This is a genomic window from Pseudomonas sp. CCNWLW23, assembly GCF_037095675.1.
GTDB lineage: Bacteria > Pseudomonadota > Gammaproteobacteria > Pseudomonadales > Pseudomonadaceae > Aquipseudomonas > Aquipseudomonas atacamensis.
Map to the genome: position 1 here is coordinate 12,491 of NZ_JBAWKM010000014.1, position 13,460 is coordinate 25,950.

General features: G+C 61.9%; 7 protein-coding genes. 1 reads left to right on the forward strand and 6 read right to left on the reverse strand.

The window, feature by feature from the left end:
* Positions 1 to 17: 17 nt before the first annotated feature.
* Genes V8J63_RS17935 through V8J63_RS17945 form a run of 3 tightly spaced genes read right to left on the reverse strand, consistent with a single transcriptional unit; the run spans position 18 to position 5,909 of the window.
* A complete protein-coding gene (locus tag V8J63_RS17935) occupies positions 18 to 1,937 on the reverse strand; it encodes a hybrid sensor histidine kinase/response regulator (RefSeq protein ID WP_125926626.1) in 1,920 nt (639 codons plus the stop codon).
* On the reverse strand, positions 1,930 to 4,260 hold the full coding sequence (locus tag V8J63_RS17940) for an ATP-dependent DNA helicase (protein ID WP_130887951.1): 2,331 nt from the start codon (positions 4,258 to 4,260) through the stop codon (positions 1,930 to 1,932). The genes V8J63_RS17935 and V8J63_RS17940 overlap by 8 nt, the downstream gene beginning before the upstream one ends.
* Entirely contained in the window at positions 4,257 to 5,909 is a 1,653-nt protein-coding gene (locus tag V8J63_RS17945; protein WP_336464437.1) for a VRR-NUC domain-containing protein, read from the reverse strand. Before V8J63_RS17945 ends, V8J63_RS17940 begins: the two co-directional genes overlap by 4 nt.
* 195 nt (positions 5,910 to 6,104) lie before the next feature.
* On the opposite strand from V8J63_RS17945, the gene V8J63_RS17950 reads away from it, so the two are divergent.
* Entirely contained in the window at positions 6,105 to 6,329 is a 225-nt protein-coding gene (locus tag V8J63_RS17950; protein ID WP_016774830.1) for a YgdI/YgdR family lipoprotein, read from the forward strand.
* Positions 6,330 to 6,451: 122 nt separating this feature from the next.
* On the opposite strand, the gene V8J63_RS17955 is transcribed toward V8J63_RS17950, so the two are convergent.
* The 3 genes from V8J63_RS17955 to V8J63_RS17965 form a co-directional block, all read right to left on the reverse strand.
* Positions 6,452 to 8,305, reverse strand: a complete 1,854-nt coding sequence (locus tag V8J63_RS17955) for a polyurethane esterase (RefSeq protein WP_336464473.1) — start codon at positions 8,303 to 8,305, stop codon at positions 6,452 to 6,454.
* A 303-nt stretch (positions 8,306 to 8,608) separates the two neighbouring features.
* Positions 8,609 to 10,294 (reverse strand): polyurethane esterase, encoded by a 1,686-nt coding sequence (locus V8J63_RS17960; protein ID WP_130887948.1) that lies wholly within the window; start codon positions 10,292 to 10,294, stop codon positions 8,609 to 8,611.
* Between the two features lie 58 nt (positions 10,295 to 10,352).
* The gene (locus V8J63_RS17965; RefSeq protein WP_336464438.1) at positions 10,353 to 13,430 is read right to left on the reverse strand and encodes an autotransporter domain-containing protein; all 3,078 of its coding nucleotides are present in this window, start codon (positions 13,428 to 13,430) and stop codon (positions 10,353 to 10,355) included.
* Between the last annotated feature and the right edge of the window lie 30 nt (positions 13,431 to 13,460).

Below are 13,460 nucleotides of genomic sequence, written 5' to 3' on the forward strand. Positions count from 1 at the left end.
CCGGATCGACCAGCGCGTCACTTCATCGATTGAGCGATGATCTGCACCAGACTCGCTTGGGTGAACGGTTTCGGCAGACGCGGCAGTTGAGCGGCAAAACCTTCCAGGCGTTCGGCATATCCAGTGGCGAGAATGATCGGCAGATCCGGCTTGAGCATGCGCAAGGCGTGGGCCAGTTGCGCGCCGCTCATTTTTGGCATGGCCATGTCGGTGATCACCAGATCAATGACTTCGCCCTGATCGAACAGCGCCAGCGCCTGGGCGCCGGAGGTCGCGCCGATAACGCGGTGGCCGAGGTCTTCCAGCAACAGACTGGTGCTGGTCAGCACCAGTGAATCATCATCGACCACCAGCACGCTGAGCCTCGGCACCGCAATGGGCGCGGCGTTGCTGTACGCCGGGCGACTGGTCGATTGCTCTAGTGCCACCGGAATCCACAGCTCGGCCGCCGTGCCCTCGCCCTTCTCGCTTTTCAGAATAAAGCGCCCGCCCAACTGCTCGATGAAGCCGTGCACCATCGACAAGCCCAGCCCGGTGCCTTTGCCCAAGCCTTTGGTGGTGAAGAACGGATCGCGGGCGCAGGCCAGCGTGGCTTCGTCCATGCCTTCGCCGCTGTCGATCAGGCTCAAACACACGTAACGCCCCGCCGCGAGGGTCGAATGAGTTTGTTCCAGCACCACTTCGGCTTGCGCCTGAATGATCACCGTGCCGCCGTCGGGCATGGCATCGCGGGCATTGGTGGCGAGATTGAGGATCGCCAGTTCCAGCTGATTGCTATCGGCCAGCACTGGCTGCAGGTCGTCGGGAAAGCGCGTTTCGATGCGAATCCCTGGCCCCAGCGAACTGCGCAGCAACCCGGTGATGCCTTGCACCAGTTGCGGGATATCCACCGATTCGGTCTTGAGTTCCTGACGCCGGGCGAAGGCCAGCATACGCTGGGTCAGCGACACACCGCGCAAGGCCCCTTGGGTGGCGTTTTCCAGCAGTCGAGCGATTTTCGGCGCATCGCCGATGCGTTTCTGCACGATCTCGAGGTTGCCGAGAATCACCGTCAGCAGGTTGTTGAAGTCATGGGCGATACCGCCGCTGAGTTGGCCGATCGCCTGCATCTTCTGCGCCTGGAACAACGCCTCGCGGGTCTTTTCCAGGGCCTGCTGCGCTTCGTGGGCCTCGGTGACATCGCGGGTGATCTTGGCGAAGCCGAGCAACGCGCCGGTGTCGCCGCGAATCGCATCGACCACTACATGGGCAAGAAAGCGCGTGCCGTCCTTGCGCATCCGCCAGCTGCGGTTCTCGAAGCGGCCTTCGCGGGTGGCAATCTCCAGCGAACGCTGCGGTTCACCAAGTTCGCGGTCTTCGGGGGTGTAGAAAATCGAAAAATGCTGGCCGATGATTTCTTCCGGCAAATAGCCCTTGATGCGCTGCGCGCCCTGGTTCCAGTTGCTGACGCAGCCTTCGGGGCTGAGCATGTAGATCGCGTAATCGGTGACGCCCTGCACCAGCAGGCGGAACTGCTGTTCGCTTTGCTTGAGGGTTTCCTCGGCCATTTTGCGGTCGGTGAGGTCACGGGTGATCTTGGCGAAACCGAGCAGCTTGCCGTCGGGGTCGATGATCGGATCGATCACCACGTGCGACCAGAAGTGCGTGCCGTCCTTGCGCACGCGCCAGCCCTCGCCTTCGAAGCGACCTTCACGGATCGCTGTGTCCAGCGCCCGTTGCGGCATGCCGTTGGCGCGGTCTTCCGGGGTATAGAAGCGCGAGAAGTGCTCGCCGATGATTTCCGCTTCTTCATAACCTTTGAAGCGTTTGGCGCCGGAGTTCCAACTGGTGATGGTACCGTCGGGGTCGATCATGTAGATCGCATAGTCGACAACCGCGTCGATCAGCAGCCGGAAACGGCTGTCTTCGATCGCTGCGGTTCTGTTGTTCTCACTCATCACACTCACCAGCCACTGTCATGGGCTGAAGTATGCGTGAATCCGTCGATTTGAAAAGCGCCGGTTCGCTTTTGATCGCCCACCAGCGTGGCAGCAGTTGCTGGATGCGGCTTTCGGCAAAGCGGTCGTCGATGAGCATGACCGTGCCGCGATCCTCACGGGTGCGAATCACCCGCCCGGCGGCTTGTACGACTTTTTGCATGCCCGGGTACAGATAGGTGTAGTCGTAGCCGGCGCCAAAAATGGCGGCCATGCGCCGCTTCATCTGCTCATTGACCGGGTTGAGCTGCGCCAGCCCCAGCGTGGCGATGAACGCACCGATCAGCCGCGCACCGGGCAAATCGATGCCCTCGCCAAACGCGCCGCCCAACACCGCAAACCCGACGCCCTGGCTGTCGGCGCTGAACTGGTCGAGAAACGCCTGCCGCGCGCCCTCGGCCATCCCCCGCGATTGCAGCCACTGAGTGATGCGCGGATGGCGCTCGGCCAATAAGGTCGCGACCTGTTGCAGGTAATCGAAACTGCTGAAGAACGCCAGATAATTGCCCGGGCGCTCGCTGAACTGGCGGGCGATCAGTTCGACGATCGGCTCCAGCGAGGCCTGGCGATGGTTAAAACGCGTGGAGATCTGGCTGACGATGTGCACCTGCAACTGCTCGGCGCTGAAAGGCGATTCGACGTCGATGCACACCGTATCGGCGGGCGTGCCGAGCAGGTCGGCGTAATAATTGCGCGGGCTCAGCGTGGCCGAGAACAGCACGCTGCTGCGCGCCGCGGTCAGGCGCGGGCCGATGAACGCCGCCGGCACCACGTTGCGCAGACACAGTTGCGACAGCGGACGCTTGCGGTCGAGATCGCGTTTGCTGATATCGAACAGGTAATGCTCGTCGTACAGCTCGGCGACCCGGGCAAATTGCAGCAAGTCGAAATAGAAGTTCTGCAGACCGCTGTCGAGGCCTTGCGGATGTTCGTTGAGGTAATCGCCAATGGCCGCGCAACACAGCGAGATGGCGTGCAGGAGCTTGTCCGGCGCCTTGTCGTAGGCCTGATAGGCCGCCAGTTGCGGCGCATGCAGCGCGTTCCATTCGCGGTTGACCCGTTGCAGGGAATTTTTCAACGCTGCGGGCGCGGTTTTGCGCACGCTGGCGAGGGTGAACTGGTCGAGGCTGGCGCTGTACATCTGCCGGCCGCGCTCGACCAGGTTGTGCGCCTCGTCGGCGAGCACCGCGACTCTCCACTGATTGAGCTGGGCCAGACCGAACAGCAGCGCGCTGAAGTCGAAGTAATAGTTGTAGTCGGCAACCACCACATCCGCCCAACGGGCCATTTCCTGACTCAGGTAGTACGGGCACACGCTGTGCTGCGCGGCGACTTCACGCATCGCTGCCTGATCGAGCAGGTTGATGCGGCTGGCGGCTTCGCGGGCGGCCGGCAAGCGATCGTAAAAACCCTGGGCCAGCGGGCAGGATTCGCCATGGCAGGCCTTGTCCGGGTGTTCGCAGGCCTTGTCGCGAGCAACCATTTCCATCACCCGCAGCGGCAAGTCCGGCGTTTGCCTGAACAACACCTGGCTGGCATCCAGCGCCAGCTTGCGTCCGGGAGTCTTGGCGGTGAGAAAGAACACCTTGTCCAGTTGCTGCGGCGCCAAGGCCTTGAGCATCGGAAACAGCGTGCCAAGGGTTTTACCGATGCCGGTCGGCGCCTGGGCCATGAGGCAGCGGCCGGTGCTGACGGCTTTGAACACTGATTCGGCCAGATGCCGTTGGCCGGGACGAAAATCCGCGTGCGGGAACGCCAGTTGCTGCGCGGCCAGATTGCGCGCTTCGCGATGGGCCATTTCCTGCTCGGCCCATTGCAGGAACAAAGCGCACTGCTGCGCGAAAAACCCCTGAAGCGACTCGGCGCTGTAGGATTCAACCAGGCAGGTTTCCTTTTCGCTGACGACGTCGAAATACACCAGCGCCAGATTGATCTGCTGCAATTGCAGTTTCTGGCACATCAACCAGCCGTAGATTTTCGCCTGCGCCCAGTGCAACTGGCGGTGATTGGCCGGTTGCTTGCTCAGGTCGCCGCGATAGGTTTTGACTTCTTCCAGGCAGTTTTGCGCCGGATCGTAGCCATCCGCCCTGCCCTTGACCTTCAGCTCGCCGAATTCGCCTTGCAGCGCCACTTCGCTCTGGTACTGCTCGCTGCGTCGCGAGGCCACGGTGCGATGGCCGACGATGCCTTCCAGCGCCGTTGGTGACGGGGTGAAGCGCAGGTCGAGGTCGCCGGTCTTGGCGGTGAACTCGCACAGTGCACGCACGGCAACGCTGTAGCTCAAGCGCTCTGCTCCGCCCATTGCACATAACACACGGCCACCGGCATCTGGTGCTCGTGGCAGAACTCCAGCCAGCGCAGCTGATTGTCCTGCAAGCGGTCGCCGGGGCCTTTGACTTCGATCATCCGGTAGGTCTTGTGCTGCGGCCAGAACTGGATCAGGTCCGGCATGCCGGCGCGGTTGGCCTTGATGTCGAGCAGCAATCGGTTGAACCAGTGTTTCAGGTGTTCGGCGGGCAGACAGGCCAGCGCCTGTTCCAGCAAGTCTTCGTTGAGCGCGCCCCAGAACACGAACGGCGACTGGATGCCCCACTTGTCGACGAAGCGCTGGCGGATGGTCTCGGCGTAGCGGCCGTCGTCGAGTTCGCCCAGGCAGGCCTGGAACAGCTCGGCGCGGCGCTCCAGGAAGTCTTCGCTGAGCAGATCCACCGGGCCGCGCTGGAACGGGTGGAAAAACGCACCCGGCAACGGCGCGAAGATCGCCGGCCAGCACAACAGGCCGAACAGTGAATTGATCAGGCTGTTCTCGACGTAATGCACCGGGCCGTCATCGGCGTGCAAGTGCGCTTGTACGTGAAATTCCACCGACCGCGCCGGATCGATGCGCGGCAAGTGCAAGTCGAGGCGCTCGACCTCTCTGGCCTTGGCACGTTTGAGCGGCGGGCCACCGAGTTTGCGCCGCAGACGCGGGACGATGCGCTGCAAGCCTTGCTGCTCGGCCGCACTTTGCGGTGCCTGTTCGGCCAGCGTGCCGAGTTCCAGCGCCAATGCATATTCGCCGCAGCGTTCGAGCACACGGATCATCCGCAGCCGTGCGCCCGGGTAGGCGCAGTCGCGGTAAACACTCAGGGCCAGGGCAAAGTCGCCGATGCGCTCGGCGTACTGGCCGATCTGGAACAACGCCTTGGCTTGCCGGCGGCGCAGCCACGGGTTGTCGAATTGCACGGCGTCGATCTGTTCGACGATCTCGTCCAGCGCTTCACCGGCTTCAAAGCGCAACTGGCATTGATGCAGGAACAGGCAGGCGTCGACGTCTTCGCGGCTGCGCAGGCCTCGGGAGTCGGCGCAGAACTCGACTTTTTCATAAGTGAAGATGCCCAGGTCGGCCAGCACGAACTCCGACCAGTCCTGATACAGATTGCCGAAGAACATCAGGCGCAGGCGATCGCACAGGTCCATCAGGGTCAGGCTGAACAGCCGCTCAGCCAGTTGCGGCGCCCAGACACGCAGGGGCTGCGCCTCGCTGAACTGTTCGGCCAGCACCGGCAGCCACTCGTCCTTGCGCCCTTTCGGCTGTTCTATAAAGGTGCCGAACGCTTGCAGCAGCTCGGCCTTGAGCAGGACATCAAACAACTCTGCCAGGGTCAGCGCAGCGTGTTCGTCGAGCCAGCCGTGTTCGAGCAACGGCCGCGCCGCCTCGGCAATGTCGCCGATTTCCAGATAGTTGAGTTTGCTCGCGCGAAAGTGAATGCCCTTGCGCATGACCATGCGCACCAGCAATCCCTGCGAGGCTTGCGGCAGCGTGTTGAAGTCGCGAATGAAGCCGTGCTCGCTTGTGCTCATCACATCGGCATAGCGAAGTCCAAGCCATTCAAGCACTTGCCGGAAGTTGTTGAGGTAATAGAACGGATCGTCGAGAGGGTTGGAGGTCACGGGAATTCAAAGCCACGGAAAGCGAACACTGGTTATGCGTACAGATAACAGCTCAGCCCTGCCCCGCGCAAACGGAAAAAGATCAATGGTATTTTTTCGCGCCGCCATCGAACTTTTCCGCCGCTGCTGGCACCAACCGCGTTACAGGGCCGACAATGCCCGCAATCACATTCAAGCAAGGAGTCAGAGGTGGGTATGAAAATCAAGATGCTGGGCATTCCTGTAGCGGTCGCAGCCCTGTTGGCGCTGGGCGGCTGTTCGACCCAGACCGTGGTGACGTTGCAGAACGGCACCCAGTACCTGACCGAGGACATGCCAAAGACCGAGACCGAAGACGGTTTCTATGAGTTCGAGGATATTTCCGGCGCCAAGGTCAAGGTTCGCGCGGATGAAGTCGCGACCGTGCGCAAGGAAGACTGACTTTGCTTGAATGATCGTTTTTCGCGAGCAGGCTCGCTCCCACACTGGATCTACGTCGTTCACAAATCCCCTGTGGGAGCGAGCCTGCTCGCGAAGGGGCCGGCACAGGCCCCGCATCAACCTCAGGCGATAACCACCCCGTCGGCGCTCAAACTCCCCAGCGCCACCCCCACCAACGTCACCGAATCCGCACCAAACGTCAGCACGGTATCCTTCCCGACCGCCGACGCATGGGCGCGGAAATCTTCTCCCGGCAACACCCCCTCCACGCCAAGAAACACCAGTTTGTCATCGGCCGTATAGCCAACGACCCGATCCTCGCCGAACGCGCCATTGAACAAAAACGTATCTGCCCCGCCGCCCGATTCCAGCAGGTCATTGCCAGCACCACCGACAAACACGTCATTGCCCGCACCGCCGAGCAAATGATCATTGCCCTCCAGGCCAAACAGCCAGTCACCGCCGGTATGCGCCTTGAGCATGTCAGCACTGGCCGTGCCTTTTACGCTCGATTCATAAGCGGTGAGGTTACTGCCGACTTTCAGCCCCGTGGCCGTGACGCTGTGCAGCACGTCGTCCTTGAACACGCCCCAGAGAAACCCCGGCTCTTTACTGACGATGCTGCCAATGTCACGGGTGATGCTGATCCCGCCGTTGGCATCGCGGATGTACAGGTTGCCGGCGCCGTCGTTGGCGAAATCAAAGTTCTTCACCGCCTGCTGCAAGTCGAGGGTGTTGCTGCCCTGCCCGCCCAGAATGATGTTGTAGCCGCCGCCGTCGCGGAAGCTGTCATTTCCGGCGCGCCCCTCCAGATAGTCGTTACCGCTGCCGCCCTGGATCAGGTCGTTGCCGTCACTGCCGATGATGAAGGTGCTGCCCTTGTGAGTTTCGGCGTTGCGGTTGAGGTCCTGCACCCAAGTATTGGCCCGCGCCGGGTCCGACAGGTTGGCGACGATGATCGTCGAGTCGCGGCTGGTCAGGTCGTAGAACTTCGATTCCAGCACGCGGGTCATGCCGTCGCCGTATCCAGTGGGCAGGTGCGAAATCCACGTCGGAATGTTCAGGATCGAATACGGCAGCACGTTCCAGGCGTTCGAGGCGTAGTGGTCGTTGAAGCTGACGATGTTGTCGGTGGTCGAGGCATGCGGCGCGTCGTGCACGCCCACTGAAGCGCTGCTGAAAGTCGAGCCGTCGAGGGCGCGAAACACCGGGTCGTTTTCGTAGCCGATATTCAGCACATTGTCGCCGCTGCTTTGCGTCGGCGAGGCGTAGGCGATGTAGTTGGAGTCGGCGAAGAAACCGCCCCACTTGCCAGCGCTCAAGTCAGCCATGCTGTTCACCGCCAGGCCGCCCAGGCTATGACCGCTGACCAGCACGTCCTTGCCGCTGAGGCCGTTGGCCCGGGCAAATGCGACGACATCGTTGAGCAGATTGCCGAAGGCTTCGCCGACGTAGTTTTTTGCGTAATCGGCCGGGCCGAACGCCGCGAGCAGATCGTTGATCACGTCGCCAATCGAATCACCGATGAGGATTTCGCGCGGGCCGCTGGTGCCGCGAAAGGCGATCCCCAGTTCGGTGAGGTGACCCAGAGCGTCGTACTTGCCGAGGATTTCCACTTGCGCGCTGGTGTAGCCGGCCTTCTCGCCGAAGAACGTCCCGCGTGCATCGGTCTTGCCGTCGTAGCCCAATTGCGCGGCGGTGATGGGCGTCCATCCGGCCTTTTTCACGGCATCGAGGGCGAGTTTTTCCGAGTCGGGATTCCACGGGATACCGGGTATCACCCCTTGCGAATCGGTGCCGCCAATCAGTGCGGTAACCAGCGTCGCCGGCAGACCGAGGCCGAAGCCGTTGTGCTGGTAACCGGCGGCGAAGCCGTTATCGAGGTTGTGATAGGAATACAGCGTGATCGCCATGGCATCGCTGAACAGCGCCGCGGAATTGGCTGTGCCGAAGTTCTTGTAGTCGTATACACCCATTGCCATTGCCTCTCTTGTTGTTGGAATTGTCAGAGATAGCTCACAGCCAGAGCGCGGGGCTCCGGAGCATTCATTACATCGTGCACAGCCTCTGTAGGAACTGCCGGAGGCTGCGATCTTGTGGGACGCAGAGCGTCCCCGGCTGCATTCCCACGCAGAGCGTGGGAACGATCATGTGTACGCCATACCTGTGGGAGCGAGCTTGCTCGCGAAGGCGGTAGCACATTCAACACCACAATCGCCTGAACCAGCGCTTTCGCGAGCAGGCTCGCTCCCACGATGAGATCTCCTGCAACTTCGGAATCAGGCAAAGACGAAACTCGAGTCCGTCAGGTTAGCCACGCCGACGCCAATCAGCGTCACGGCAAAATCGCCAATCTTCAGCACGGTGTCGGAACCAGACTGCGCGGCATGCTGTTTGTAGTCATAACCCTGCCCTGCGCCCTCGACGCCCATGAACAGCAGTTTGTCGCTGCCCTGATAACCATTGATCGCATCAAAACCGAACGCGCCGCTGAACAGGAAGGTGTTGCCGCCACCCACCGCCGTCATCACATCGTTACCGGCGCCACCGACGAAAGTCACCTGCGCCTTGTCACTGATCAGTTGATCATCGCCACCAAGGCCAAACAGCCAGTCGCCTTCGGCCGTGGCATGCAAGGCATTGCCGTAACCATCCCCGCTGAGCGAATGGTTGTACTGGGTCAGTTCGCTGCCATTGCTCAAACCCTTGGCGGTGACGCCCCAGGTGATTTCCTTGCTGCCCCACCACGAACCGGCCTCTTTGCTGACCAGCGCGCCGATGTCGCGGGTCAGGCTGATGCCGCCGTAGGCGTCGCGCACGTACAGCGTGCCGTCGCCGTCGTTGGCGAAGCTGAAGTTCTGCAACGGTTTCTGCAGTTCGAAGGTGTTATGGCCCTGCCCGCCGAAAATGACGTTGTAGCCGCCGTCATCACGAAAACGGTCGCCGCCGCCCAGCCCTTCAAGAAAATCATTACCCGCCCCGCCCTTGAGCCAGTCGCTGCTCTGCGTGCCGATGATGAAGGTGCTGCCGCTGTGCGGCTCGCCGCTGCGGCCCAGGTCCTCGACCCAGGTCTTGCTCCGCGATGCCTCTTCGAGATTGGCGACGATGATCGTCGAGTCTCGCTCGGTCAGGTTGTAGAACGCCGAATCGATCACCCGATTCAAGCCATCGGCGTAGCCCAGGGAACTGTGCGCCGACCAGTTCAGCGGGTTGGCGATGCTGAACGGCACCAGGTTTTGCGCCGTAGAAGCGTAGTTATCGGTGAAGTTGACGAGGTTGTCGGTGGTCGATTCGTGGGGCTTGTCGTGCTTGCCCATCGACGCCGTGCTGAACGTGGTGCCATCTAGCACACGGAACACCGGATCGTTTTCGAAACCGATATTGAGCACCTGGCTGCCGGAACTCTGGGTCGGCGAGGCGAAGGCGATGTAACTGGCATCCTTGTAAAAGCCACCCCAGTTGTCCGCGCTCAATTCAGCAACGCTATTAACCCCAAGCCCGCCGAGGCTGTGGCCGCTGATCAGCACATCCTTGGCAGCGACACCGTTGGCGATCGCGAAAGCGGCGACGGCCTTGAGCAGATTGTCGAAGGCGTTTTTCGCATAGTTGTTGGCGTAATCCGATGGCCCGACCGCTGCCAGCAGATTGTTTTTCAGATCGCCGAAAGTGTCGCTGTAACCCAGCCCGCCGGTGCCGCGAAAGGTAATGCCGAGGCCGATCAGTTGTCCCGCAGCGTCGTACTTGCCGAGCACTTCGGCCTCGGCGCTGGTGAAACCGTCCTGTTCACCGAAGAACGTGCCTTGCGCGCCGACCTTGCCCTGATAGCCCAACGCCGTCGCCGTGACCGGTGCCCACGCGGTGGCAGGCAATGGTTTGCCGGTGGGCGTGTAGGCATACAGCGTCAGTGCGATGGCATCGCTGTAAAGCCCTTTGCCGTCGGCATTTTTGTAATCGAACAATCCCATGTGCAGCGCTCCTTTTCCTTGAAAAACCGGCAGCCCATGAAGTGCTGCCGGTTACGCCTCAGAACTGCCAGTCGAGCGTCAGACCGACGCCGTGATCTTTCTCGTTAGAGCCGATCAGGCCGTTGTAGTCGAGGTTGACCCGCACGTCGCGATTGAGCGCCAGCCCTGCGCGCACGCCGACCACGGCAGCGTCACGATCCATCGATACGCTCTGCACGGTGAACGCGCTGTTGCCGTTGGCAAAGGCCAGATGGCTGTCGGCATCGACGCTGCTCAGGTTGTGCTGCCAGCCGAGGCTGGCGCCCAGTTCCAGCTGATGCTTGTCCGACACGGCAAAACTGCGCTTGGCGCGCACGCCGAGGGTCGACAGCACCACGTCGCGGTTGTCTTCACCACCCTTCAGCGCCGCAGCGTCACCCTTCTCGGTGAAGCTGTCAGTGTTGAGGTGCACGTAGGACAGATTGGCGAACGGCTCCAGGTTCATCGGTTGCAGGCCCAGATCGTAAGCGGCCTCGGTGAACACTTGCGCGGTGGTCGCGTCACGTTTGGTTTTCTGTTTGCCGCTGACGTCGCCGAACTGCAGATCACGCTTCACATCAATGCGATGCCAGCTGTAGGCGCCGCCGACCGTCAGGCGCAACGCGTCGATTTCATGGCCCAGATACGCACCCAAGTGGTAGCTGTCGACCGAGGCCGACGAATGCGTGCCGCTGCCCATGCTCAACGAGCTGTCGCTGTAACCAGTGACGAAACCGAGACGGGTATCTTCAGCAATCAGACCGTCGACGCCAGCCAGCAGCCCGCCGATGGAACTGTTGGAATCGGCATTGTCGTGTCCGCCATCGCTTTCACCCCACGACCCCAGCACCTTGACCCAGACGTTGCTGCGTTCATCAGTCGGCGCATCGGCGTTGAACAGATCACGCTCACGCAGGCGCTCGCCGACGGCTTCGCGCAGGTAGCGGCTGTCGTTGATCAGCAGCGTGCCAATGGCCGGGTGAATCTCGCCGGACAGCTGTTGAAAGGCCTGCTGCGCCGACGCCGCGTTGGGCGACAGCAACAGGGTTTCGAACAGCGCATTGCCCGAACCCAAACGCTCGGCAGCCGCACCAACGGCGCGCTGGTTCGGCGTCAGACCGACGCTGGCGAACGATGCCTCATTGCGCCCCACCGCCAGCTGAATGCCGCCCGCCGAGTAATCCAGAGTGCCGCCGAGGAAGGCGTAATTCGGCAAGACCTGACCGAAACGCCCTTCAATGCCACCCGCCGCTTGCAGAATGTTGTAGCGAGTGCCGAGCAGGCTTTGCACTTCGCCGGTGCTGAGCAGGGTCGGGCTGTTTTCCAGCGACAGGCTCACCGTGGCGCCGTCGATGACGGCTTTGCCGCCCGCGACGATCTTGTCGCTGCTGGTCGGCGACAGCTCTACGGCGTAGGTCGAACCCGGCGCGAAAGTCACGTCACCTGCCACATTCAGGGTGCCGATGGAATTGCCCGGTGCCACCGTACCGCCGCTGCTCACAGCCAGTGCGCCAATGCGGCCATTGCCGCCGAGGATGCCGCCGTTGTTGACGGTGACCGCCGATTGCAGCGAGCCGTTGATGGCCAGACGGCCCTGGTTGACCAGGGTCGGGCCGCTGTAAGTGCTGTTGCCGGTCAGCACCAAAGTGCCGATGCCTTGCTTGGTCAGACCGCCGTGGCCGCCAATGTCGTTGCGCCAGGTGTCGAGGCCGCAAGTGATATCGCTGCATACGCGTTCGGTGGGTTTGCCCTGATCGATGATTGCGCCGATGCCCGGCAAGTCAGCAACGAACTGGCCGGAACCGTACGCGCCCTGAACGCGGAACTCCTCGGGAATGTCCTGCTCGGTGACGAACATCGCCGGGCCATCGATGGCCTTGCGCAGGTTGATCATGCCCCAGCCGTACAAGGCGTCGATGCCCGGTGCGCCGAGGTCGGTCGCAGTGGTGCGCAACACGCTGGCGACCTGATCGCCGGACATATACGGGAAGCGCTCCATCAACACTGCGATGGAACCGGCCACATGTGGCGCGGCCATCGAGGTGCCGTTGTAGTTTTTGTAGCCGGTGGTCAAGTTGTCGGCGTTGGTGCCTTCGATGATCGAGCTGTAGATCTTGGTGCCCGGCGCCGAGACGCAGTAACTCGCCGTATAGCCGCAGCGCGAGGAGAACGTACTGATCACGTACGGATTGGCGCTGGCGGTGTCCGGGTTCTGCTGCAACGCGGCGACGGTGATCCAGTTCGGCGCGATGTCCGGAACGAAATAACCGAGGCCGGCAATGGCATCCGGGTTGTTCAGGTTGTAGTCGTTGCCGGCGGCAAAAATAGTGACGATGCCGCTGCGTGCGGCGGCAATCGCGCCGTCGTAGGCGCCGCCGGGTTTGGTGCCGAGCAAGGTGCGGATTTCGTTGAACTGCAACTGCGCGTCGTTGACGGTGAAGTGCGGATACGCCGGATCGCGGCCGCCGAGGTCGAAGCGGTCGGTGATGCCGATGCCCCAGCTGTTGTTGATGATCCGCGCACCGCTGGCGATCAGCGCATCCCAACCGGCCTTGTACACCGCGCCGTCGTTGCCACGCACGATGCCATCTTCGGGGCCTGGGTCGCCGTTGTCAGCGCTGATGATCTGCGCACCGAATGCGACGCCATGCATCACCCCGCCGTCGCGACTGCCCGCCGCGATACCGCCGACGTGGGTGCCATGGGCGCCGAGCTTGCCGTCGGAGCCGACCGAGGGCGAACCGTCATAGCGGAACGCGTCGCCGGCTTTCACCGGAATATACGGGTCGGTGTATTCGCGGATACCGCTGGTGACCAGGGTGACGACTTTGTTACTGCCAGAGAACTCCGGATGCGCGGCGTAGACCGGCTGATCGAAGATGCCCAGTTTCACGCCTTTGCCGGTGTAGCCGGCGGCGTAGGCATAATCCGCACCGATCGCGCCCAGGCCCCAGTCGGCCTTGAATTCATTGCTGCGCCAGCTCGACGGATCGCCGCTGCGGCCGTTCTCAACGTAAGGCGCTGCCTGCGCCATCGCACTGGCACAGAGCATGGCGACTGTCAGGGTTTTCAGGGCAAAGCGGCCACCCGTTTGCGCGGGGGTATTGTTGTTATCCATCCACGACCTTCCTTAGTGATGTTGCGAAAA